Source organism: Pandoraea cepalis (genome assembly GCF_902459665.1).
Taxonomy (GTDB): Bacteria; Pseudomonadota; Gammaproteobacteria; order Burkholderiales; family Burkholderiaceae; genus Pandoraea; species Pandoraea cepalis.
In genome coordinates this window covers 212,937-237,650 of record NZ_CABPSL010000006.1, presented here as the reverse complement: position 1 = coordinate 237,650, position 24,714 = coordinate 212,937, and the positions used below count along the sequence as shown (strand labels likewise).

The 24,714-nt window shown below is 63.6% G+C and carries 21 protein-coding genes; 14 read left to right on the top strand and 7 right to left on the bottom strand.

The genetic code is table 11. The features are described from left to right. Window positions 1-243: 243 nt before the first annotated feature. From ggt to cyoA, 6 genes are all read right to left on the bottom strand, one after another. Entirely contained in the window at window positions 244-1,866 is a 1,623-nt protein-coding gene (ggt, locus tag PCE31106_RS10790) for a gamma-glutamyltransferase (protein ID WP_240756274.1), read from the bottom strand. 582 nt (window positions 1,867-2,448) lie between these two features. Then, window positions 2,449-3,294: an SURF1 family protein gene (locus PCE31106_RS10785; RefSeq protein WP_254440981.1), complete on the bottom strand. Its 846-nt coding sequence runs from the start codon at window positions 3,292-3,294 to the stop codon at window positions 2,449-2,451. Between the two features lie 12 nt (window positions 3,295-3,306). Beyond that, entirely contained in the window at window positions 3,307-3,708 is a 402-nt protein-coding gene (gene cyoD / locus PCE31106_RS10780; RefSeq protein ID WP_150563256.1) for a cytochrome o ubiquinol oxidase subunit IV, read from the bottom strand. Next, window positions 3,705-4,373, bottom strand: coding sequence for a cytochrome o ubiquinol oxidase subunit III (gene cyoC, locus PCE31106_RS10775; RefSeq protein WP_150563255.1), 669 nt, complete (start codon window positions 4,371-4,373; stop codon window positions 3,705-3,707). The genes cyoD and cyoC overlap by 4 nt, the downstream gene beginning before the upstream one ends. Then, on the bottom strand, window positions 4,366-6,357 hold the full coding sequence (cyoB, locus tag PCE31106_RS10770) for a cytochrome o ubiquinol oxidase subunit I (protein WP_150563254.1): 1,992 nt from the start codon (window positions 6,355-6,357) through the stop codon (window positions 4,366-4,368). The genes cyoC and cyoB overlap by 8 nt, the downstream gene beginning before the upstream one ends. 65 nt (window positions 6,358-6,422) lie before the next feature. Continuing rightward, on the bottom strand, window positions 6,423-7,457 hold the full coding sequence (gene cyoA, locus PCE31106_RS10765) for a ubiquinol oxidase subunit II (protein WP_051060118.1): 1,035 nt from the start codon (window positions 7,455-7,457) through the stop codon (window positions 6,423-6,425). 160 nt (window positions 7,458-7,617) lie between these two features. On the opposite strand from cyoA, the gene PCE31106_RS10760 reads away from it, so the two are divergent. After that, window positions 7,618-8,952 (top strand): MFS transporter, encoded by a 1,335-nt coding sequence (locus PCE31106_RS10760; protein WP_174975098.1) that lies wholly within the window; start codon window positions 7,618-7,620, stop codon window positions 8,950-8,952. A gap of 82 nt (window positions 8,953-9,034) precedes the next feature. Here the strand turns inward: PCE31106_RS10760 and PCE31106_RS10755 are convergent, their stop codons facing one another. Then, window positions 9,035-9,904 carry a LysR substrate-binding domain-containing protein gene (locus tag PCE31106_RS10755; protein WP_017233206.1) on the bottom strand — a complete coding sequence of 290 codons (870 nt, stop codon included), beginning with the start codon at window positions 9,902-9,904 and terminating at the stop codon, window positions 9,035-9,037. 152 nt (window positions 9,905-10,056) lie between these two features. Between PCE31106_RS10755 and PCE31106_RS10750 the strand changes: the two genes are divergently transcribed. The 13 genes from PCE31106_RS10750 to mhpT all read left to right on the top strand — a co-directional run bounded on the left by PCE31106_RS10750 (window position 10,057) and on the right by mhpT (window position 24,713). Then, the gene (locus tag PCE31106_RS10750) at window positions 10,057-11,082 is read left to right on the top strand and encodes an ABC transporter ATP-binding protein (protein ID WP_425494730.1); all 1,026 of its coding nucleotides are present in this window, start codon (window positions 10,057-10,059) and stop codon (window positions 11,080-11,082) included. Continuing rightward, window positions 11,079-12,176, top strand: a complete 1,098-nt coding sequence (locus PCE31106_RS10745; RefSeq protein WP_150563251.1) for an ABC transporter ATP-binding protein — start codon at window positions 11,079-11,081, stop codon at window positions 12,174-12,176. Before PCE31106_RS10750 ends, PCE31106_RS10745 begins: the two co-directional genes overlap by 4 nt. A gap of 41 nt (window positions 12,177-12,217) precedes the next feature. Further along, window positions 12,218-13,720 (top strand): ABC transporter substrate-binding protein, encoded by a 1,503-nt coding sequence (locus PCE31106_RS10740; protein ID WP_150563250.1) that lies wholly within the window; start codon window positions 12,218-12,220, stop codon window positions 13,718-13,720. A 40-nt stretch (window positions 13,721-13,760) separates the two neighbouring features. After that, the gene (locus tag PCE31106_RS10735; protein WP_017233210.1) at window positions 13,761-14,705 is read left to right on the top strand and encodes an ABC transporter permease; all 945 of its coding nucleotides are present in this window, start codon (window positions 13,761-13,763) and stop codon (window positions 14,703-14,705) included. Between the two features lie 13 nt (window positions 14,706-14,718). Continuing rightward, window positions 14,719-15,642 carry an ABC transporter permease gene (locus tag PCE31106_RS10730; protein ID WP_017233211.1) on the top strand — a complete coding sequence of 308 codons (924 nt, stop codon included), beginning with the start codon at window positions 14,719-14,721 and terminating at the stop codon, window positions 15,640-15,642. Between the two features lie 77 nt (window positions 15,643-15,719). Beyond that, window positions 15,720-17,357, top strand: coding sequence for a gamma-glutamyltransferase family protein (locus tag PCE31106_RS10725; RefSeq protein WP_150563249.1), 1,638 nt, complete (start codon window positions 15,720-15,722; stop codon window positions 17,355-17,357). 316 nt (window positions 17,358-17,673) lie between these two features. Beyond that, window positions 17,674-20,079, top strand: a complete 2,406-nt coding sequence (locus PCE31106_RS10720) for an MCP four helix bundle domain-containing protein (protein ID WP_150563248.1) — start codon at window positions 17,674-17,676, stop codon at window positions 20,077-20,079. Further along, window positions 20,076-20,804, top strand: a complete 729-nt coding sequence (locus PCE31106_RS10715; RefSeq protein WP_150563247.1) for a methyl-accepting chemotaxis protein — start codon at window positions 20,076-20,078, stop codon at window positions 20,802-20,804. Before PCE31106_RS10720 ends, PCE31106_RS10715 begins: the two co-directional genes overlap by 4 nt. A gap of 16 nt (window positions 20,805-20,820) precedes the next feature. Further along, entirely contained in the window at window positions 20,821-21,390 is a 570-nt protein-coding gene (locus tag PCE31106_RS10710) for a hypothetical protein (protein WP_150563246.1), read from the top strand. A 39-nt stretch (window positions 21,391-21,429) separates the two neighbouring features. Beyond that, entirely contained in the window at window positions 21,430-22,071 is a 642-nt protein-coding gene (locus PCE31106_RS10705) for a chemotaxis protein CheX (protein WP_150563245.1), read from the top strand. Window positions 22,072-22,118: 47 nt separating this feature from the next. Continuing rightward, window positions 22,119-22,484: a response regulator gene (locus PCE31106_RS10700; protein ID WP_017233217.1), complete on the top strand. Its 366-nt coding sequence runs from the start codon at window positions 22,119-22,121 to the stop codon at window positions 22,482-22,484. Window positions 22,485-22,632: 148 nt separating this feature from the next. Further along, complete coding sequence (locus PCE31106_RS10695) at window positions 22,633-23,175, top strand: MarR family winged helix-turn-helix transcriptional regulator (RefSeq protein ID WP_150563244.1); 543 nt, start codon at window positions 22,633-22,635, stop codon at window positions 23,173-23,175. 281 nt (window positions 23,176-23,456) lie between these two features. After that, a complete protein-coding gene (gene mhpT, locus PCE31106_RS10690) occupies window positions 23,457-24,713 on the top strand; it encodes a 3-(3-hydroxy-phenyl)propionate transporter MhpT (RefSeq protein WP_150563243.1) in 1,257 nt (418 codons plus the stop codon). Window position 24,714: the final 1 nt, after the last annotated feature.

Here is a 24,714-nt window from a genome sequence, read left to right as displayed (position 1 = left end):
CTTTACCCCGAAGCAGCGGCTGGCCATGGCCGCTTAGTTTCTACTTCTCGCGGCCGTGGAAAATGGGGGCATTACCCTGAGCGTTCAAACGGCGTATTACAAAATGTTACAAATGTCTAACTCCCGGGGTACGCAGACGCTGCGACACACACGTTCGCAGTCGGCATCCATAAAAAATGGGGCCGCGCGCGCGGCCCCATCAATTCCTTCGATCCCAATGTCGTTTGGATCACACGCCCTCAATCAATAACCGAGCGCGAGTCCCGTGTTGCGACGCGGATCGTTCGCGCCATAGTAGCGGTTCTTCCCGATCGGTTTGCCGCCCAGCGACGGCGCGCCCACGAGAATGGCGGCGACGTGGTTCGCCGGTTGCGGACCGGCAAACTTCTGACCCCAACTTTCGAGGATTTTCTGCGTGTCGGGGCTCAGGGCGAACCGCTCGATGTTGGTGGCCTCCGGCATCCACTGCTGGTGGAAGCGCGGGGCGTCCACGGCTTCTTGCAGATTCATGCCGTAGTCGATGACGTTGAGCATCGTGAGCAGGGTGGCCGTGATGATGCGGCTACCGCCCGGCGTGCCAACGACCATTACCGGCTTGCCATCCTTCGTGACGATGGTCGGGCTCATCGACGACAGTGGACGACGACCCGGGCCGATGGCGTTCGCTTCGCCCTGGATCAGGCCATACAGGTTCGGCACGCCCACCTTGGCGGTGAAGTCGTCCATTTCGTCGTTGAGCATGACGCCCGTGCCGTTGGCCATCACCTTTGCGCCGAACCAGTCGTTGAGCGTGTAGGTGACCGACACCGCGTTGCCGTCGCGATCGATGATCGAGTAGTGCGTGGTGTTGCTGCCTTCATGCGGCGCCACCCCCGGCTTGATCTCCTGTGAGATACCCGCCTTCTGCGGGTTGATGGCCGCGCGGATTTTGGCCGCGTATTGCTTGTCGAGCAGGTGGGCAATCGGGTTCTTCACGAAATCGGGATCGCCCAGATAGCTGTTGCGGTCGACGTACGCGTGGCGCATCGCCTCGATGGTGTAATGCACCCCCTGCGCCGAGTGGTACCCCAGCTCGGTCATCGGGTAGCCTTCGAGGATATTCATGATCTCGCAGATCACCACGCCACCCGAGCTGGGCGGCGGGGCAGAGACCACGTGATAGCCGCGATAGTCGCACTCGACCGGCGCCAGTTCGCGCGTCTTGTACTGATCGAGATCGGCCTGGGTGATGATGCCGCCGCCGGCCTTCATCGACGCCACCAGCTTGTTGGCGACCTCTCCCTTGTAGAAGCCGTCGGTACCCTTCGCGCTGATCAGCTTCAACGTACGTGCAAGATCCTTCTGCACAAGGCGTTCGCCCGGCTGGAACGGCTGGCCCTTGTTCAGGAAGATGGCGCCCGAATTGGCGCGGTCGCTCTCGAAATTCTTGGTCGCCGTCCAAAGCATGTCGACGTCGCCCTGGTCGAGCACGAAGCCCTTTTCCGCCAGCGTGACGGCGGGCGCAATCAGTTGCGCACGGGTCTTGGTGCCGTACTTTTCACGGGCGTATTCCATGCCCGACACGGAGCCGGGTACGCCCACGGCCCGATAGCCCGTGGTCGAGGCACCCTTGATGACGTTGCCGTCCTTGTCGAGATACATGTTGGCCGTCGCGGCCAGCGGCGCTTTCTCGCGGAAATCGAGGAAGGTCTTGCGGCCGTCCGCAAGCTGGATCGTCATGAAACCGCCGCCGCCAAGATTCCCGGCTGCCGGATACACCACGGCGAGCGCATATCCCACGGCGACGGCCGCGTCGACGGCATTGCCACCGGCCTTGAGCACGTCCACGCCGACTTTCGACGCGAGGTGCTGGGCGGTGACCACCATGCCGTTCTCGGCACCGACCGGCGCCTGCGAGGCCGCGTGAACGTTGAACAGCGCACAGCTCAGCGCTGTCGCCAGAAACGCTTTGGATAAGGTTGGATTTTTCATCGTCTATAAATGTTCTTGTTTGAGCGAGATAGGGGGAAGTTTCAACTTCGCTGGCGACGGACGCACGGCCAGCAGCTCGCCCGCGCTGCGCACCTGAGGCCGGCACGGTTGCAGGGCGACGTCTGTGCTGCCTCTGTTTCGGCATGCGTAACAGTTCCGTCGACCATGGAACGTTAACGCATATCGGCTAATTAGGGAATGATGTCTCTCACGTCCGCGTGACGGGCCACATTACAAAATCGAGTGGCTCTGGACATTCCGCGGAAGTGCCCGCTTGTCATTGCCGACAAGCGTTTGTTGCTATATGGGGTCAGATGTGGATGGACGGTCGCTGCGGGAATCGAGGCAGATCGACAGGCGGAACCGGTTGAAACGATGAGGTTCCGCCTGGCAGCTGTTGCGCTGTCACCACGTTGTCGTGAACGCGATTTCCGAAGGATGCGACACGCGACCGCGTCGCGGCTGCAGGGCGTTCGACTAGCCGCGCTTGCGCAGTTCGAGTCGGATGACGAACCCGCCGGCCACGGCCGACATGATCGCCAGCGCGTACCACGTCAGCAGATAGCTCATATGGTTGTTCGGGAACTGCACCACGGTGAGCCCGCCCACGGGGTAGTCGCGTGCCGGTGCCCGGCCGGTCAAGGCTTCGGCATCGCCGCCGTCGAGCGCACGGCTTGCATCGGCACCCGGCTTGCCGTCGGCATCGACGAAGAAGGGCGCCACGTCGGCGCTCGTTAGTCCGCGCGCGGTCGCAATGGCCGCGACGTCGCGCGAGTACCAGAGATTTTCCGACGGGGCATTCTTGCGAAGGAATCCACCGCCCGGTTCGGGCATGCGCAGCAGACCGGTGACGGTGACCGCACCCGCTGGGACGGCCGGCACGGATTCCTTCCAGCCCGGCGGAACAAAGCCGCGGTTGATCAGCACTTCGCCCCCATCTGCCGTGCGCAACGGCGTGAGCACCCAGAACCCGCCGCCCAGATCGGTGACGGCTTGCACGAGCGTGTCCTTGTCGAACTGGTACGTGCCGCTGAGCGAGACGTGGCGATACTCATCCGCGGCCGCGTTGACCGAGGCCCACTGACCACGCAAGGGCGCCGGGGTGGGCGGCGCATGCACGCGCGAATTCACACGCTCGATCAGATCGAGCTTCCAGGCGCGGCGATGAAGCTGCCAGGTCCCGAGCGAGACGAAGACGCTGACCAGCACCAACGTGATAACGCCAAGGATGATCAGTCGAAGGGGAGACGGGCGGGCGGGCGCACCGGAAGTGCGCGGGGGACGCTGTGCGCCCCCCGAGTCATGAAGTCGATTGCTGCTCAAGGGAAGTGCCGTTCAAGGGAGGTTTTTCGTATCCTGCATCATACCCGCCATCATGTTCTGGTTCAGGTGATACATCACCCATAGCGAACCCGACAGCGTGATCACGACCAGCACGATCGTGAAAATCAACGACAACAGGTTCCAGCCGCCTTCGGAGCGCCCGTTCATGTGCAGGAAGTAGATCATATGCACGATGATCTGAATGGCGCCCAGGAACAGGATCATGATCGCGGTGGTACTCGATTTTTCGAATACCCCGCCCATCACGAACCAGAAGGGAATGGCGGTGAGAATGACCGACAGGATGAAGCCGGTCGCATACCCGCGCAGGGTGCTGTGCGGTCCTTCGTCGCCATGATCGTGATCGTGGCCGTGCCCGTCGGCATTGTGCAGGGTCGAGTCGTGGGTGCTCACGGCAGCACTCCCATCAGATAGACAAACGTGAAGACGCCGATCCACACCACGTCGAGAAAGTGCCAGAACATTGACAGGCACATGAGCCGGCGGCGGTTGGGCGCGGTGAGGCCATGCTTGCCGACCTGCACCATCAGGGTGATGAGCCAGACGATGCCGAACGTGACGTGCAGCCCGTGCGTGCTCACCAGCGTGAAGAACGAAGACAGGAACGCGCTGCGCCAGGGCCCCGCCCCCTCGTGAATGAGGTTCGCGAACTCGTAGAGTTCCAGCGAGAGAAACGCCGCACCGAGAACGCCGGTGACCGCGAGCCAGCCGAGCACCGCGCCCTGGCGTCGCCGCTGCATTTCGATCATCGCAAAGCCATAGGTGATCGACGAGAGCAGCAGGAAGGTCGTATTCACCGCCACGAGCGGCAGTTCGAACAACTCCGCACCGGTCGGCCCGCCTGCGTAGTTGCGCCCGAGTACGCCATACGCCGCAAACAGGCAGGCGAAGACGAGACAGTCGCTCATCAGGTAGACCCAGAAGCCGAGCAGCGTCCCGTTGGGCGGGTGGTAGTCGCTCGTCATCATGAACTTCAACTCGCCGTCGTGCGGCGCGCTGGGCGTGTGGGCCCCGAGCGGGGCGCCACCGGCCGGGAAGGGTGCCGTCGTATCAGACATGCTGCGCGAGCAGGCGCGTGCGCGCTGCCTCCGTTTGTTCGACCTGATCGGCCGGGATGTAGTACTCGCGGTGGTAGTTGAACGTGTGGCCGATGGCGGTCGCCAGCAGCGCCACGAACGCCACGATCACCACCAGCCACATGTGCCAGATGAGCCCGAAGCCGCATACCGTCGCAAGCCCCGCGAGAATGATGCCCGCGCCCGTGTTCTTCGGCATGTGGATCGGAATGAAGTCGTGCTCCGGACGCTTGAAGCCGTGCTGCTTCATCTGCCACCAGGCGTCGTTGTCGTGAATGATCGGCGTGAAGGCGAAGTTGTAGGCCGGCGGGGGGGACGACGTCGACCATTCCAGTGTGCGGCCATTCCACGGGTCGCCGGTGTCGTCGCGCAATTGCTCGCGGCGGATGAAGCTCACTATGAGCTGGACGATGAAGCATCCAATGCCGATGGCGATGAGCAGTGCCCCCACGGCGGCGATCTGGAACCAGATTTGCAGCGACATGTCGTCGAAGTGGCTCACGCGACGGGTCACGCCCATCAGGCCCAGCAGGTACAGCGGCATGAAGGCGACGTAGAAGCCGATGAACCAGAACCAGAACGAGCACTTGCCCCAGAACGGATCGAGCCGGTAGCCGAAGGCCTTGGGGAACCAGTAGGTGATTGCCGCCATGACCCCGAAGATCACGCCGCCGATGATCACGTTGTGGAAGTGAGCGATCAGGAACAGGCCGTTATGCAACGAGAAGTCGGCCGGCGGCACGGCGAGCAACACGCCGGTCATGCCGCCGATGACGAACGTCACCATGAAACCGACGGTCCACAGCATCGGCACTTCGAAGTGGATGCGCCCGCGATACATGGTGAACAGCCAGTTGAAAATCTTCGCGCCGGTCGGTATCGAGATGATCATCGTCGTGATGCCGAAAAACGAGTTCACACTCGCGCCGGAGCCCATCGTGAAGAAATGGTGCAGCCACACGAGGTACGACAGCACCGTAATCACGACCGTCGCATAGACCATCGACGCATAGCCGAACAAGCGCTTGCCGGAGAAGGTGGCGACCACCTCGGAGAACACGCCGAACACGGGCAGCACGAGAATGTAGACCTCGGGGTGGCCCCAGATCCAGATCAGGTTCACGTACATCATGGCGTTGCCGCCGAGATCGTTCGTGAAGAAGTTGGTGCCGGCGTAGCGATCCAGCGCCAGCAGGGCGAGCACGGCAGTCAGCACCGGGAAGGCAGCCACGATCAGCACATTCGTGCACAGCGAAGTCCATGTGAAGACCGGCATGCGCATCATCGTCATGCCGGGGGCGCGCATCTTCACGATGGTCACGAGCAGATTGATCCCCGAGAGCAGGGTGCCGATCCCGGCGATCTGCAGTGCCCAGATGTAGTAATCGACCCCGACGTTAGGGCTCTGCAGGATGCCCGATAACGGCGGGTAAGCCAGCCACCCAGTGCCTGCGAATTCGCCGACGAAGAGCGAGAGCATTACGAGCATGGCCCCGCTCGTCGTCATCCAGAAGCTGAAGTTGTTGAGGAACGGGAACGCCACGTCGCGCGCGCCGATCTGCAGCGGCACGACGAAGTTCATGAGGCCAGTCACCAGCGGCATTGCCACGAAGAAGATCATGATCACGCCGTGCGCGGTGAAGATCTGATCGTAGTGGTGCGGCGGCAGATACCCCATGTTGTCGCCAAACGAGATCGCCTGCTGCATGCGCATCATCGCGGCGTCGGCAAAGCCGCGCAACAGCATGACAATGCCCAGGATCACATACATGATGCCGATCTTCTTGTGATCGATGCTCGTGAACCACTCGCGCCACAAGTATCCCCACAACTTGAAGTAGGTGATGGCGCCCAGTACGACGATGCCTCCGAACGCTACCCCGGCAAAGGTCGCAACGAGAATCGGTTCGTGGTACGGGATCGCCTCGAGCGTGAGGCGGCCGAAGATCAACTTGACGATGTCCATAAGCTCGAGCCTGGGATCAATCGCGCACAAGGCGCATCATTGTCGACGGTTGGGCGCGGTATGCGTCACTGCGTAAGTCTCTCGCCGGGGGCGTGCCGAGTGTCGGACGCGAACTGCACGGTGTTTTGGGCCGTGCACATCGCGTCGGCGAGCAACGACTCGGACGTGCCTGTGCGCGCCCGGCTGGCGCGCGGATGATTGGGCTGATCCATCATGTCCTTCAGACAGGTCTGCCCGGGTTGCACGCAGCGGTTCAGAATCGCGTCATAAAGATTGGGCGCCACATCGCCGTAGTAGTGGACGGGCACCCATTCGCTCGGCTGGGAGAGGGCCTCGTACTTGTCGCGCGTGAGGTTGTCTCCGCGCGCCTTGACCTGTTTGACCCACGCGTCGAAACCGTCTGCCGACAGTCCGTGAAATTTGAAGCGCATGCCCGAGAAGCCCGCGCCGCTGAAGTTCGCCGAGAAGCCGTCATAGATCCCGGGCTTGTTGATGACCGCATGCAGCTTCGTTTCCATGCCTGGCATCGCGTAGATCTGTCCGGCCAGGGCGGGCACGAAGAACGAATTCATCATCGTCGTCGATGTGATTTCGAATCGGATCGGCCGGTCAACGGGGGCGGCCAGTTCATTGACGGTCGCAATGCCCAGATCGGGATAGAAGAACAACCACTTCCAGTCCATGGCGACCACTTGCACCGTGAGGGGGCGCGTGTCGGGGGGGATCTCGCGTTTGGCGTCGATGCGCTCCAGCGGCCGGTAGGGGTCCAGCTTGTGCGTGCTGACCCAGGTGAGCGCGCCTAACGCGATGATGATCAGCAGCGGCGCGGCCCAGATCAGCAGTTCGAGCAGCGTCGAGTGATCCCATTCGGGCGTGTAGATGGCACGCTTGTTCGACGCTCGGTAACGCCATGCGAAGACCAGTGTCAGCACGATCACCGGAACGATGATCAGCAACATCAGGACAGTGGAAATGATGATGATGTCCCGCTGCCTTACCGCAAGATCACCCGAGGGCGACATCAATACGGTATTGCAACCGGACAGCAACGCGGTGGCGGGGAGCAAAAATACCCCGCGAAGGCACTTGGGGGAAGTCATGCTGCGATCGATGGAACCGTAGCCTTAGACCGGGTTCATCATGGACTCCCCTCCATGATGCGGCAATTTAGGGTAAACCCTATGGCGTCGATTCGCGATACCTGCGATGCTCTTCTGGCACGAGTGTCATGGTCATCCCGATCCGCAAGGGGGTCCGATAATGTCAAGCAGTGCTCATCAATCGCCGACGCCGCCCGGCGTGACTGCCGCATCGACAGCGCACGATCACGGGAGCAAGTCGCGCATTGCGCCCGAGGAAATCGCGGTCGGCGTAGTGGTCGGACGCGCCTCCGAGTACTTCGACTTCTTCGTGTTCGGCATTGCCGCCGTCCTCGTCTTCCCCCAAGTTTTCTTCCCGTTCGCCGACAGCCTGCATGGCCTGCTGTACGCGTTCGCGATCTTCTCCCTCGCGTTTATTTCGCGCCCGTTCGGTACCGCGCTGTTCATGAACGCGCAGCGCCGCTGGGGACGCAGTGTCAAGCTCACCGCCGCGCTGTTCGTGCTCGGCACGGCGACAGCCGGCATGGCGTTCCTGCCGGGCTATGCGGTACTGGGGGACCGTGCCATCTGGCTGCTCGGGTTCTTCCGGCTCGTGCAGGGCATCGGCTTTGGCGGCTCGTGGGATGGACTGCCGTCGCTGCTCGCGATGAACGCCCCACCGCAGCGGCGCGGCTGGTATTCGATGATGGGGCAACTGGGCGCGCCGATCGGTTTCATCATCGCGGCCTCGCTGTTCCTGTTCCTGCACTCGAGCCTCGAGTCCGACGACTTCCTCACGTGGGGGTGGCGTTATCCGTTCTATGTGGCGTTCGCCGTGAACGTGGTCGCGCTGTTTGCTCGGCTGCGTCTGGTGGTGACGCACGAATATACGGAGATGCTCGAAGAGGGCCAACTGGAGCCGATCAGCACGCGCGAGATGGTGCGCTCGCAGGGTTACAACATCTTTCTCGGCGCCTTCGCCGCACTCGCGAGCTATGCGCTCTTTCACCTGGTGACGGTGTTCCCGCTGTCGTGGATCGCGCTGAAAAACAGCCAGGATCTGAACAATGTGCTGATCGTGCAACTGTGCGGCGCGGCGATCGCCATCGTGTGCACGGTCATTTCCGGGCGCATTGCCGACCGCATCGGCCGACGTACCACGCTGGGCCTTTTCGCCATCTTCATCGGCATATTCGCACTCTTCGCGCCGTTCCTGATGGGCGGCGGCTCGACGCAGCAAGACATTTTCATCCTGGTCGGCTTCGCCCTGCTCGGATTGTCGTATGGGCAGGCGGCGGGCACGGTGACGTCGAACTTCGAGCAACGCTTCCGCTACACCGGGGCGGCGCTGACGACCGACTTCGCGTGGCTGTTCGGCGCGGCCTTCGCACCGCTCGTGGCACTGGGATTGTCGTCCGAGTTCGGGCTGATCGCGGTGAGCGCCTATCTGCTCTCCGGTACTGTCTGCACGCTGCTGGCACTGCGCATCAACAAGGCCTTCGAGACGCGCGATTGATCGCATGCGCGGCTGCAGGCTTCTCATTTTCGGTCACGGCGCGACAGTGTTCGCGCCGTTTTTCCCTCGTCGCAGCATCCACTCACACGTCGTGCAACATGCCGGCGATGGCGGCCGTGATGTCGTGCGTGCGTGAGTCATGCTCACGATGAATCATGCCGACCGTGCGCAGCAAGGGCGGCTCGGCAATCGGCACGATGCGCAACAACGGGTCGGACTGCCAATCGCCACGATGCAGTTGCGGCAGCACCGATACGCCGACGTTCTTGCGCACGAGCGCGACGATCGTCTCGATGGAGTTCAGCTCCAGGTATTCGGTCACGCCGAGCTTCGCCGCGCGTAACGCCTGCTCCACCACCATGCCGGTGCGAACGCGCCGGTCGAAGCGCAAAAACGCGTGCTCGTCCAGAATGCGCTGCGGGTCGGGTTCGGTGACGTCGCGATTCACGACCATGACCATCGGCTCGGTATAGAGGGGCGTCCACACCAGGCCGTCGACGCGCGCATCGTCGGCGCGCGCGACCACGGCGGCGATGTCGACCTCGCCCTGCTCGACGAGATCGGTCAGTTCGTCCGAGCGCGCCGACGTGAGCCGCACATCGAGCCGTGGGTGCGCGGTCTTGAGTTCCGCGACAGCCATCGACAGTGCGCCAATGACGGACACCACGGCGCCGATGGTGACCGGGCCCTGCATGGTGCCGGCGGAGGTGGCGCTCAGCTCGGCGGTGAGCGCCAGGATCTGCTCGACGCGCGGAAACAAGTCGCGTCCCTGACGCGTGAGCGTGATCTGCCGGCCGCGCCGATCGAACAGCCGCTGACCGACGGCATCTTCGAGACCGCGCATTTGCAGGCTGACGGCCGCTTGCGTCAGCGCGGCACGCTCGGCGGCCGCCGCAAACGAGCCGGTTTGTGCCACCAGCCGGAACGTCTTCAACATGCGCAACGTAAGCATCGAGAGGTTAAGAATAATTTACGTTTGAAAAAGAAATATTAATATTTCTTTTGCGTGCGTGGAAGACATAATCGTGTCACGCACATCCCTCGCGACCGGCTTTCCGGAACCGGGGCAAGACGATTGATGACCCCTACAACGCGCCCATGACCATGCCCGCAGACGCTGGGCCGGTGCTTGATGTCACCGGACTGTCGCTGAAGTTCTCGAAAGCGCCCGACGCGCCGAATCTGATCGATGGCGTCTCGTTTGCCGTGTATCCCGGCAAGACGCTGTGCATCGTCGGCGAATCGGGATGCGGCAAGAGCGTGACGTCGCTCGCCCTCATGGGGTTGTTGCCGAGTCCGCCCGCCAATGTCGTGGCGGGGCGCGCGATGTTCGAAGGTCGGGATCTGCTGACGTTGGGGGAGCGCGACTTTGCCGACCTGCGCGGCAATCGTCTCGCGATGATCTTCCAGGAGCCGATGACCTCGCTGAACCCGTCGTTCACCATCGGTCATCAGATCGAGGAGGGCATTCGGCGCCATCGCGGTCTGGATCGCCGCGCCGCGCGCGCCGAGGCGCTCGAAATGCTCAAGCGGGTGCGCATCCCCGCACCGGAGACACGGCTCGACAACTACCCGCACGAACTGTCCGGCGGCATGCGTCAGCGCGTAATGATTGCGATGGCGCTTGCCAACCGACCCGCGCTGCTGATTGCCGACGAACCGACCACCGCGCTCGACGTGACGATTCAGGCGCAGGTACTCACGCTCATTCAAACCTTGCAGCGCGAAACCGGCACCGCCGTCGTGCTCATCACGCACGACCTGGGCGTGGTCGCCGAAGTCGCCGACGATGTCGCGGTGATGTACGCGGGGCGTATCGTCGAATACGGCTCGGTGAACGAGATCTTCGATGATCCGCAGCATCCCTACACCATCGGTCTGATGGGGGCGATTCCGTCGATTGGCAAACGCGAGGGCACGCTCGCGACCATCCGTGGCGCGGTGCCTTCACCGGAACGCATGCCTGCCGGTTGCCGTTTTGCGCCGCGCTGTCCGTTTGCCGAAGCCCGCTGCACGCAGGAAGCCCCTGTCGAGCGTACGTTGTCCGGCAAGCATCGCGTGGCCTGCTGGCTGGCACCGGTGGAGGCCCTGACACCGCCCGCATTCCCGATGGAAGAGGTTGCCGTATGAACGCCCCCGCCCCTGCGCACCCGCTGTTGGACGTGCGCGACCTGACCAAGCACTTCGGCGGTCATCGCGTCGGCTTCTCTCGTGCGCCCACGGTGTATGCGGTCAACGGCGTGTCATTTTCCGTGCAGGCGGGAGAGACGTTCGCGATCGTGGGCGAATCCGGTTGCGGAAAATCCACGCTGGGGCGGCTGTTGTTGCGCTTGCTCGATGCCACGCGCGGCGAAGTGCGCTATCAGGGCGAGGACATCATGACGTTGGGTGCGAGCGCCATGCGGCGACTTCGGCGCGAACTTCAGATCATCTTCCAGGACCCGTTCGCGTCGCTCAATCCGAGCATGACCGTGGGGGGACTGATCGGCGAACCGATCGCGTTGCACGGCCTCGCCCGTGGGCGTGCCCGGGACGAACGCGTGGCCGAACTGCTGCGCACCGTCGGCCTGCAACCCGATTACGCACAACGCTTTCCGCATGAGTTCTCCGGCGGTCAGCGACAGCGCATCGGCATTGCGCGAGCCTTGGCGGGGGAGCCTCGGGTGATCGTTGGCGACGAGCCGGTCTCGGCGCTCGACGTTTCCGTGCAAGCCCAGGTCATCAATCTGCTCGAACGCCTCAAGCACGACTTCGGACTGACGCTCATCATGGTCGCCCACGATCTGGCGGTGATTCGCCACATGAGTGATCGCGTGGCGGTGATGTACCTCGGGGAGATTGTCGAGCTGGCCAGCGCGGACGCACTCTTCGACACGCCGCTGCACCCTTACACGCAGGCGCTTCTGCAAGCAATCCCGGCGAGCGATCCGCACCTGCGGCGCGAACGCGCGCCACTCGGCGGCGAATTGCCCAGCCCGACCGCGCCGCCGCCCGGGTGCCGCTTCCATCCGCGTTGCCCGCATGCGCGCGCCGCGTGTCGCGAGCACAAGCCGGTCGACGAAATGCTGCCCGACGGTCGACAAGTTGCCTGTCATTTCTGGCGCGAGATTCAGAACGCTGGGGCCAGTCCGGCGCGCGCCGCGGCGCCGAGCGATGCGCTGAGCGCGCGACTTGCGCTGTATCGTGCGCGCCAAGCTCAGGCCGATGCGGCCGTCGGCAGATAACAACACTTTCTCCCCACTCACATCCACAAGGGATCTCACGCATGCGTAAAGTTCTGCTCGATCTTGTACTGGCGGCGTCGTTGACGACCGGCGCAGCCGCCGCGATGGCGCAATCGACGCTTCGCATCGGCTTGCAGGAGGACATCGGCTCGCTCGATCCCGCGCGCAGTTCGCAGGTCGTCGACCGCATGGTGCTGCGCTCGCTGTGCAGCTCGCTGGTCGATATCAGTACCGATCTGAAGTTCGTGCCGATGCTCGCCACCTCGTGGAGCGTGAGTGCCGACGGCAAGACGTGGACATTCAAGCTGCGCCAGGGCGTGAAGTTCCACGACGACGAACCGTTCAACGCCCGCGCCGTCAAGGCGAATCTGGACCGCGCGCGTAGCCTGCCCGCGAGCAATCGCAAGAGCGAGCTGTCGTCCATCGATCATGTCGACGCCGTGGACGACAGCACTGTCAACATCGTGCTCAAAGCGCCGGATTCCGCGCTGCTCGCCACGCTGTCCGATCGCGCGGGCATGATGCTCGCGCCCAAGACCCTGAGCGACGATGCCGCCGTGCAGTCCCACCCCGTGTGCTCCGGTCCGTACAAGTTCGTGCAGCGTGTACAGAACGATCGTGTGGTGCTGGAGAAATTCCCGGGCTACTGGGAAGCGGACAAGTATCCGATCCAGAAGGTCGTTTTCCTGCCGATTCCCGACACCACGGTGCGCCTGGCCAACGTGCGCTCGGGATCGCTCGACATGCTTGAACGCCTCGCGCCGTCGGATGTGGCCTCGGTCAAGCGCGATGCGAACCTGAAGTTCGTCTCCATCGACGGGTTGGGTTACTACGGCCTGACGTTCAATGTGGCGGCGAACGCGCCCAAGGCATTGCGCGACAAGCGCGTGCGTCAGGCGTTCGATCTGGCCATCGATCGCGACGCCATCAACAAGGTGATCGGCGGCGGTATCTTCACCCCGGCCAATCAGGCATTGCCGCGCTCGGGACAGTACTACGACGCGTCGATCAAGACGACCAAGCGCGACGTTGCCAAGGCAAAAGCGTTGCTGAAAGCGGCGGGCTTCGAGAAGGTCGACGTGACGCTGAGCTTCGGCAACAACACGGTCTCCAATCAGATGGCGCAGATGCTGCAGGCGATGCTCGCCGAGGCGGGCATTCAACTGAAATTGCGGCCGATGGATTACGCGGCGGCGCTCGACGCCGCCCATCGCGGCGACTTCGACGTGCTCTACAACGGCTGGTCGGGACGCGTGGATCCGGACGGTAACCTGCATCAGTTCGTCACGTGCAAGGGCAACCTGAACTACGGGCAGTACTGCAATGCCGATGTCGACAAGCTGCTCAACGAGGCGCGCGTGAAATCCAGCGTGGCGGAGCGCAAGCCGCTCTATGACGCCGCCGACAAGATCCTGTCCGAAGACAATCCCATCCTTTATCTGTACGTGCAGCCGTGGCCGTACGTGCTTACCAAAAAGGTGCAGGGATTCGTTGCGTATCCGGACGGACTGATTCGTCTGCGTGGCGTGAGCCTCAAGGGATAATCCGGGACCGTCCGGCATTACCAGGGAAACAGGAGCCGTCATGCTTCGCCTCGTCCTCCATCGTGCGCTGGTCGCGATACCCACGCTCATCATCGTGTCGATGATGATCTTCGGGCTGCAGAAGATGTTGCCCGGCGATCCCGTGCTCGCGATGGCCGGCGAGGATCAGAACCCGCAGGTCATCGCCGCGCTGCGCGAGAAGTACCACCTCGACAAGCCGCTGCCCACGCAGTACGCGCTCTGGATCGGCGACGTGCTGCGCGGCGACCTCGGCAACTCGCTGCGCACAGGCGAGCCGGTCACGACACTGATCGCGCAGAAGCTGCCCGTGACACTGCAACTGGCGATGTTCGGATTGCTGATTGCCATCGGGATCGGTATCCCACTGGGCATCCTGTCGGCGGCCAACCGCGGCAAGGCCATCGATTACGGCGCGAACGTGCTGGCCTTGTCCGGCATGTCGATCCCCAACTTCTGGCTCGGTATTCTGCTGATCTTTCTGGTCTCGGTGCGTTGGCACCTGCTGCCGTCGTCGGGTTACGTGTCGCCTGCCGAAGACCTGTGGATGAGCTTCAAGACGATGGTCATGCCGGCGTTCGTGCTCGGCGCGGCGCTGGGGGCTCAGTTGATGCGCCACACGCGCAGCGCCATGCTTGGCGTGCTGCGCACCGACTACATTCGCACGGCGCGCGCCAAGGGTCTGTTGCGTGGCACCGTGGTGCTCAAGCATGCGCTGCGCAATGCGCTGATTCCTATCGTGACGGTGCTCGCGCTACTCTTTGGCGAACTGCTCGCGGGCGCGGTGCTCACGGAACAGGTTTTCACGATTCCGGGCTTCGGAAAGCTGGTCGTCGATGCCGTGTTCAATCGTGACTATGCCGTGGTACAGGGCGTGGTCCTCGTGACCGCCGTGAGCTTCATCGCACTCAACCTCCTGGCCGACGTGCTTTACGTCTTGCTCAACCCGCGCCTGCGTCGCGCCTGAGACCTCTTCGAACATGGCCGCATTGCCTACGACTTCCACTGCATCGCAGAGCGCCGAAGGGGGCCGACCCGCCGCGGCCGTTGCCAGCCCTGAACGGTTGCCGCGCCGCCGCCATCGCGGGCTGCGCAAGTTCGCACGTAACCGGGCGGCGGTCGTGGGGGCCATCATCGTGGCGTTCGCCGTGATCGTCGCGCTGTTCGCCCCGTGGTTGTCGCCGTACGATCCGATCGCCACGAGCTTCATGACGGTGCGGCAGGCGCCGAGCGCGCTGCACTGGTTCGGCACGGACGAGCTGGGTCGCGACGTGCTCGCCCGCATGATCTTCGGTGCGCGCGCCTCGCTCGCGGCGGGCGTGGTGTCGGTGGGCATCGCGGTGATCGTCGGCGTGCCGCTGGGTTTGCTCGCAGGGTACTTCGGCCGGTGGGTCGACGCGATTGTCTCGCGTCTGGCCGATGCGCTGCTCTCGATCCCGTTCCTGATTCTCGCGATTGCGATGGCCGCGTTCCTCGGCGCGAGCCTCACGAACGCGATGATTGCCATCGGCGTGTCGGCCATGCCGCGTTTCGTCCGGCTTGCCCGCGCGCAGGCGTTGACCGTCAAGGCGGAGGAGTATGTGGAAGGCGCGCGCGCCATCGGCCTGACGGATGCGCGCATCATCGTGCGCTATATCCTGCCCAACGTGCTGCCGCCGATCATTGTGCAGGCGAGTCTGACCGTGGCGACCGCGATCATCGCGGAGGCAAGCCTGTCGTTTCTGGGGCTTGGACAGTTGCCGCCCTCGCCGTCGTGGGGCTCGATGCTCAACACGGCCAAGGACTTCGTCGAGCAGGCGCCCTGGATGTCGATTTTCCCCGGTATCGCCATTTTCCTGACGGTACTCGGTTTCAACCTGCTGGGCGACGGTTTGCGCGACGCGCTCGATCCGCGCGAACAGTAGCGCGGCACGAGACTCGTCAGCCGCGCCGCCCGGTGGGCCACTTTCACGATTCGTTACCAAGGTCATCAGCGAGTCCCATGACGCACTTCAATTGGCAGAATCCGTACCCGACGCCGCGCCTGCCGGTGTTCGCCCGCAACATTGTGTCGACGTCGCATCCGCTGGCCGCCCAGGCCGGGCTGCGCATGCTGTGGCAGGGCGGCAACGCCGTCGACGCCGCGATTGCCGCCGCCGCGTGCATGACAATCGTCGAACCGGTCTCCAACGGCCTGGGCGGCGATTGCTTCGCGCTGATCTGGGACGGCAAGGAACTCCACGGCCTGAACGCCTCGGGCGTGGCGCCGGCCGCGTGGAACATCGATTACTTCCGCAAGAAATATGGTGAGCAGCATGGCATCGCCAAGCAGCCGACGCGCGGTCTCGACACCGTGACCGTGCCCGGCGTGATCGCGGGCTGGGAGGCGTTGCATGCGAAGTTCGGCAAGCTGCCGTTCGCGGATCTGATGGCGCCGGCGATCGAGATCGCCGAGCGCGGACATGCCGTGGCGCATATCGTCGCACGCAAATGGGCGGCGGCGGTGCCTGAGCTGAAGGACCTTCCTGGTTACGCGCAGACGTTCATGCCGCATGGCCGTGCGCCGACGACCAGCGAGATGATCCGCATGCCCGGCCATGCGCGCACGCTGCGCCTGCTCGCGAAGGAGGGGCCGCGCGCGTACTACGAAGGCGAGATTGCACAGCGCATCGCCGCCTGGTCGGCAGAGCATGGCGGGGCGATGACGACCGACGATCTGCGCAATTACCGCGCCGATTGGGTCAAGCCGATCGAGAAGGATTATCGCGGTTATACGGTGCACGAGATTCCGCCGAACGGGCAGGGCATTGCCGCGCTCATGGCGTTGGGCATTCTGGAGAAGTTCGATGTGTCGCGTCTGGCGGTCGATCGCGTGCATTCGCAACACTTGCAGATCGAGGCGATGAAGCTCGCCTTTGCCGATCTCTACCGATACGTCGCCGATCCCCGCTCGATGGAGGTGACGCCTGAGCAGATGCTCGACGACGCTTACCTCACCGCGCGCGCGAAGCTGATCGACCCCGAGCGTGCGTCGCATTTCGACTTCGGCATGCCGAAGGCCGGCGGCACGATCTATCTGTCGGCTGCCGACGAGCAGGGCATGATGGTGAGCTTCATCCAGTCGAACTACATGGGCTTCGGTTCCGGCGTGGTGGTGCCCGATCTGGGCATCGCGCTGCAAAACCGAGGCTGCGGGTTCTCCATGGATCCGAAGTCGGCCAACGTGGTCGAAGGCGGTAAACGACCGTTCCACACCATCATTCCGGCGTTCCTCACGCAAAAGGTCGACGGCAAGCACGAGGCCGTGATGAGCTTCGGGGTGATGGGCGGCGATATGCAGCCGCAGGGCCATCTGCAATCGATCGTGCGGATGATCGACTACGGCCAGCAACCCCAGGCGGCATGCGACGCACCGCGCTGGAAGGTCAATCGCGATTTTACGGTCGATATCGAATCGACGCTCGACCGCGAGACGGTGGCCGGACTGGTGGCGATGGGGCACTCCCTGAAGTCCATCGACGACCCGTACATGGACTTCGGCTCGGGCCAGTACATTTGGCGCCTGGATCGCAACGATCCGGATCGAGGCTACGTCGCCGCGAGCGACAGTCGTCGCGACGGTCTCGCCGCCGGCTACTGAGCCAGCGGTTGTGCCCGCAGCGCCGGTGGCGCGGTGTGCATCGCACCGCGCCACCGGCGCTGTTTTCTTATGGGGCGGCGCTGCGCATGTCCAGTTGTGCTCAGACGCGATGTTGGCGTGCGCTTACTCATCTCGGATTCCTACACGGCGTTACGGCGTACAGAACACATTAAGATTCTGTTGATTCATCGAATCGTCACAGTTCACCGGCAATAATCACGTCGCACGAAGCCTATACCAACTAATTCGGCAACCGATCTACTGCGTCGAATCGCGCGTGGCACCGGGGGCCGGTGCGACCCGGGGAAACGACGCCATGACGATCCGTCATCGAATTACGCTATTGGTGATCCTGACGTTTATCGCGCTCTCGATCATCGGTGGCTACGCGGTCTACCAGACCCGCGCCAGCGCTCACAAGGTTCGGCAGGTGACGGAAGGCGTGGTGCCGAGCGCACTCGCTTCCGCCGATCTCGTCTCGCAAGTCAAGGCGGTGCAGATTGCCACGATGACGCTGGTCTACGCGCAGGACGACACTGTCGTCGAACAGGCGCTCAACACCCTCAAGAAGCTGCGCGGCGACATTGACCGGTCGCTGACCCGTCAGGCCGAAGGCGCGGCGAGCGATGCGCAGAAGGGATTGGTGACCCAGGCCCGCGAGAGCGTCGAGAACTACTTCAATGCCATCAACGACACCGCCAAGCTCAAGCAGGCGGGCAAGACGGACATGGCGCAGGCGTTCCTCTTCGCGATGGTCGCGCAGTATCGCGACGAACTCGAAGGGGTGGTCAACACGCTGCGCGTCGAGAAGACGCGCCAGCAGGACTCGGCCATTGCCACGCTCAACGACACGCTCTCGACCACCACGACGGCCATCGGCATCGTGACCGGACTCGCGATCGTGCTGCTCACGGCCATCGGCGCGTTGCTGTACCGCCAGATCACGCGTCCGCTCTCGCGCATGCAGGCGATGATGAGTGAGATCGCCAAAAGCCAGGATTTCACCCGTCGCGTGCCGGTCGGTCGGATGGATGAAATCGGGCACTCGATCGTGGCATTCAACGGCATGATCGAGAAGATTCAGGAACGCTCGGCGCAACTTAAGCAAAAGACGGCCGACATTCAGGCGATGCTGCAGAACATGCAGCAGGGCATTCTGACGGTGGTCGACGGCGCGCGCGTGCATGGCGAATACTCGGCCTATCTCGAAGCGATCTTCGAGACGCAGGACATCGCCGGGCGTCCCGTCATGGAACTGGTGTTCGGCGACAGCGATCTGGGCGCGGATGCGCTCTCGCAGGTCGAAGCCGCCGTCGAGGCCTGCATCGGGCAGGATGCCATCAACTTTGTCTTCAACGAACACTTGCTGGTGGGCGAGATCGGCAAGCGCATGTCGGACGGGCGCATCAAGCAACTCGATCTGACCTGGTCGGCGATCACCGACGAGAGCGACACGATCCTGCGGCTCATGCTGTGTGTACGCGACGTGACCGAGCTGCGCGAACTCGCGGCCGAGGCCAGCGAGCAGAAGCAGCGGCTGGAGATGATCGGCGAGATTCTGTCGGTGAGCCAGGAGAAGTTCCATCACTTCATCGAAAGCTCGACCGGCTTCATTCGTGAGAATGAACGCATCATACGCAAGCACTCGCAGGCCGACAGCGCGGCCATTGCCGAGTTGTTCCGCAATATGCACACCATCAAGGGCAACGCGCGCACGTACAACCTGCAGTACCTGACGAACGTCGTGCACGAGACCGAGCAGCGCTATCACGAGCTGCGCCAGCCGGACGTCGCGCGCCTGTGGGATCAGGATGGCCTGATGCGCGAACTGGAGCGCGTGCGCGATGCCGTCGATACCTATGCGCATATCAATGAGATGAGCCTCGGTCGAAAAGGCCCGGGCAGGACGGCCGACGAGGAATCGATGGTGGTGGACCGTGCCCACATCCGCGCGAGCCTGCGCATGCTCGAAGCGGCCGATCCGAACGATCCGCATCAACTCGTCGCAATGCGCGACGCCGTGCATCAGACCCTGCGCCTGCTGGGCACCGAGGGCGTGGGCGAAGCGTTGGGCGGGGTGCTCGATTCGCTGCCGTCGCTGGCGAGCGAACTCGGCAAGCCGGCGCCGGCGGTGCGCGTCGACGACAACGGCTATCGCCTGCGTTCGCCCGCCGTGCGAATTCTGCGCGATGTGTTCATGCACCTGCTGCGCAACTCCATGGATCACGGGCTGGAGAGCGCGGACGAGCGTCGTGCGAAGGGCAAGCCGGAGGCCGGCACCATCGACATCGAAGTCGGCCTCGATCACAACATGCTGCAAGTCACGCTCTGCGACGACGGACGCGGCCTGGCGCTGCACCGCATTCGCAACATCGCCGTGCAGCGCGGCTGGATTACGGCCGAAACCTACGTGACGGACGAGCAGATCGCCCAGTTCATCTTCCGCCCGGGCTTCTCGACGGCGGCGCAGGTCACCGAGGTGTCCGGGCGCGGTGTGGGCATGGATGCGGTGCAGGACTTCGTGCGGCGCGAGCATGGCCGCATCGAGCTGCGCTTCACCGACGAGCACAAGGGGGCTGAGTTCCGCCAGTTCCAGACGGTGGTGTGTCTGCCGGACAACCTCGTGGTCGACGGTTTCGACCTGAACAGCGTGGCCGCCGATGCCGTCGACAGACCGGCGCTGGATGTCGACGTGCCGCGCTCGGAGACGATTCGAGTATGAACTCGGTGCAATGGTTACTGGCAGGTGGAATGGCGGGCGTGATCAGCGCAGGCGTTGTGGCGTTCGTTGCGCACCGGTGGCGCATGGCGCAGGCCACGGCACACTGGCGCGCGCTGACCCAGGCGCATGACGAGGCACTGGCGCAGGCGCTCGAACGCGAGCGTCTGGCGATCGTCTGCCTCGAAGAACAGGGGCAGGCGCACGATGAGGCGCTCACCGCACAACAGGCACGTTTGACGCAGGCCGAAGTCGATTTGCAAGTGGCGCGCAAGTCCGAGGCTGCCGTGCTGGAAGCAAAAGGTCACTGGCAAGCCGAGGCCGAGCGCATTGCGGGCGAGGCGGGGCGTCTGCGCGGACTGGCGGCGACCTTCGAGCGCTGGCACGAGCAGATGATCTCCCTCATGACGCAGAACCAGGACATGCACGCGAAGAACCACGAACTGGCGTCGATCGTTCGGCACGTTCTGATCGTGTCGCTCAACGCGTCCATCGAAGCGGCCCGCGCGGGTCCGGCCGGGCGCGGCTTTGGCATCGTCGCGAGCGAAGTGCGTTCGCTCGCCACACGCTCCGAAGAACTCTCGAAGAGCTATCGCGACAGCCTGCTTCGCAACGACGTGACGACGACGGCAACGTTCCAGGACATTCAGGCGGGCGGCAAGATGATCGCGGCCTCCCTCTCGAGCGTTGAAGCCCTCGCGCAGCAGTTGCATTCCCGTCTTCACTAAGCCAGCAGGTTTCGTTGTGATCAGCGCTCACGCCCGCGACAGTTTCGAACGCATTCTCCATAAAGCCGCACGCACCCGGCTCGCACGCTCGGTGAGCGGCGCGTGCGAGATTGTGCCGCTCTCAGTGCGCCAGCACGACGCGCCGCCGCTGGACGTCGGGGTCGATCTGGCCGCCCGGCATGCCAACGTGGTGGTGTTCACCATCTCGTCCATCGGCTTTCGCATGCTGCTGGTGCTGCACTTCGACGAGGACGATGCGACGGCCGCGTACTTCGCGGGCGACGATCGCGACAAGCCGTTTCGCGAGGTGTTCCTCGAACTTGGCAATCTGTGTTGCGGGGCGATCAATCAAGAGTTGCTCAACTACTTCCCCGATCTGGGCATGTCGACGCCGTACGTACTGAGTGCGCACTGCGTGCCGCACCTTACGCAACTCAAGCCGAATCTGCTGTCCTCGTGGGACATCACGCTTGATGGTTCGGTGCGTCTGGCGGCCACGCTATGCGTTTGCGCGCACGCCCCGCTCGACTTCAATGCCGACGTCAGCGAATCGGAAGACAGCAGCGGTGAACTGGAATTGTTTTGAATTGGCAATGGTTTTGTCAGGCCCTAGGAAATTACGATAATGAACCGAAGCACCCCCCGCGAGTCGGTCAGCCAGTTTCTGATCCTCGACGACAGCGTCGAGCATGAATACCCGGAAGCGCTCGTGCGCGGCATGGTCGATATCACCGATGGCGTATTTCGCGGATTGTTCGGCGACATCGCCGTGCACTGCGAGCCGCCCGGCGTGGTGCGTGATCGCATCATTTTCGGTGAGGTCTTCAGCCTGATCCCGCTCGAGAGCGCCTGGTGCCGCGGCTACATGATGATGCAGGCCGAGCAGGTTCCGTTCATGCAACTGCTCGAACATACCGGCCGCTGCGAGGGGCCGGCGGGCTTTCGCGAACTCAACGGCATGCTGGGCGAGCTGACGAACCTGATCTGGGGCGCGTTCAAGAACCGCTACATGGGTGATCCCTTGGCAGTGGGCCGCACACAGGTGCAGGTGCCGCTGCTGATCAATCACAAGCAGAAGTACATTTCGTTCGGCACCGACAACCCGCAGTTGTGTTTCGTCTATCGCCTCACCGATCCGGTCAGCGGCCAGATCGTGACATTGCATCAGCATTTCGTCTTTAGCCTCAACTGGTCGCCGGAGGCGTTTCGCGACGCCCCGCAGGCAAGCGCCGAGCCCGTCGAAACCGGGGCGCTGGAGCTGTTCTGAGATCCCGACGCGAACCTCTACTCCCTCTTACACACAAGGACAACACCATGTCGAAGATTCTCGTGGTCGATGATTCGAGCACTGTGCGCGACGAAGTCGCCGGCTTTCTGCGCAAGAACGGCCTGGACGTGGACACCGCCGTTGACGGCAAGGACGGTCTCGCCAAGATCAAGGCCAGCCCGGGCGTGAAGCTCGTCATCAGCGACGTGAACATGCCGAATATGGACGGCCTCACGATGGTCGAGAAGATTCGCGGCGAACTCGCGAACCAGAGCGTCAACGTGGTGATGCTCACCACCGAGAGCAGCCCGGCCATGAAGGAGCGTGGCAAGGCGGCCGGCGTGAAGGGCTGGATCGTCAAGCCGTTCAAGGGCGACGCCGTGCTCGAGACGTTCCGCCGGCTCGCCGGCTGACATCGCAGGCCAACCGGTGCCGCGGGTCCGGTCAGCGACGCCTCGCCGCCGGACCGTCGCCACTGCGCGACGGCGGCGTTACACTGCTGACTTTCCCGCACTATGCGAGCACTGACGCAGGCTGTTTGCGCATCCTCGCTTCCTCATCATGAGCGTTGTACCCGAGAAAAAGACGCTGACCGCAGCCGCAGGCGCCGACGACAATGTCGTGCGGGCACCGGACACCGAAGTGATCGAAGGGGCGGCGGGCTCGGCCGAGGCACGGCCGCGTCGGGCCAAGTTGCGTCTGACCTACGTCATCGCCAGCCTCGACCGTCTGCTGCGTCGCCACATGTCCGAAGCGCTGGCACCGCTCGGCCTCACGCTCGCCCAGTTCACCGCGCTATCGGTGCTCGACGCCCGCGGCAAGCTCTCCAATGCGCAACTCGCCCAGCGCTCGTTCATCACGCCGCAATCGGCCAATGAGGTCGTGAGCCTCATGGCTGGGCGCCAGTGGATCACCCGTGAGCCCGACCCCAATCATGGCCGCATCGTGCTGTTGCAACTCACCGACGAAGGGCGCCGGGTGCTCGCGCAATGCGAAGCCGTCGCCAAGGAAATCGACACGCGCATGCGTGCCGATGTGAGCCGCGAAGACGCCGCCGCCGTGCAACGCCATCTCGAAATGTTCGTGCGCAATCTGCGCGACTGACCCCGGGTTTGTCCCGACCTGCCGATCACTTGTATTGTCAGGTAGCTTGATATTAAATGGAGACCGTCGCCGCAGAGAAGCGGGCGACAGCATTCCAGTGGCACGGTAAGGCGAACGCAATATGCGGCTCGCGCGGCATTGTCGCGCCCGCCATACGTCCGCCCTATATATCAGGTTACCTGATTAAATGGGCGTCGCCGCCGGCGTCGGCTGACTGCGCATCAGGTGCCGCTCTCGTAGGGCGGCGACCGAAGTCCATGACGAAGATGACAGGAGACACCATGAAATCGAATCAGGATGGCAACGCGCAGGCGTTGCCGTTGGCGTCGGACGGGCAAGCGAGTCTCGCCAGTCCGGTGGCGCTCACGTTGGCGCTTTGCTTTGCCGTGGCGTTGCTCGAAGGTCTCGACCTGCAATCGGTTGGGGTGGCGGCACGCGGCATGGCCAAGGAGTTCGGACTTAGCGTCGCGCAGATGGGGCTCGCCTTTTCGGCGGGCACTTTTGGCCTGCTGCCCGGGGCGATGGTGGGCGGGCGTTTGGCCGACAGCATCGGCCGCAAGCGCGTGCTGATGCTCTCGGCCGCGGTGTTCGGCGTGTTGTCGATTGCCACGGCGTTCGTGTCGGACTTTTGGATGCTGGTGATCGTGCGCGTGCTCACGGGCATCGGCCTGGGCGGTGCAATGCCGAACCTGATTGCCTTGTCGTCGGAAGCCGTGCCGCCCCGCCTGCGCGGCACGGCCGTGAGCATCATGTATTGCGGGATTCCGCTCGGCGGTGGCATTGCCGCGACCATTGGCATGCTGGCGGTGAGCGACGCCGACTGGCGGCATATCTTCTACGCGGGCGGCATTGGCCCGCTGTTGCTCTTGCCGTTGCTCGCCTGGTGCCTGCCGGAGTCTCGCGCGTTTGCGGCTGCGACCTCGCAAGGCCAGCGCGCCACGCCCGCGCCGATGATGACGGTGCTGTTCTCCGAGGGGCGCGGCATCTCGACGATTCAGCTCTGGCTCTCCTACTTCTGCACGCTCATCGTGCTGTACTTCCTGCTCAACTGGCTGCCGTCGCTCATGGGGGCGCGCGGTCTGGCGCGCGGCGATATCGGTTGGGTGCAGATTCTTTTCAACGTGGGGAGCGCCGTCGGCGTGCTCGCCCTCGGCTACCTGATGGATCGTGCGCGCATGTCGCTCGTGATTGGCGGCATGTACCTGGGCATGATCGCCTCGCTTGTCGGGCTCGCGGCGGCGCAGGGCTTCGGTGTACTGGCGACGGCGGCGTTCTTCGCAGGCATGTTCATCATCGGCGGCCAGTCGGTGCTCTATGCGCTCGCCGCCGCCTACTACCCGACCGCCATGCGCGGCACGGGTGTGGGGGCAGCGGTGGCGTTCGGACGCATCGGCTCGGTGGTCGGGCCACTGGCGGCCGGCATGCTGCTTGCCGTGGGCAGCAGTGCCGCCCTGGTGATCGGCGCGAGCATTCCCGTCACCATCGTGGCCGCGCTGGCCGCCCTCATGCTCATTCGTCGTCCCCGCGCGGCTGACTGAT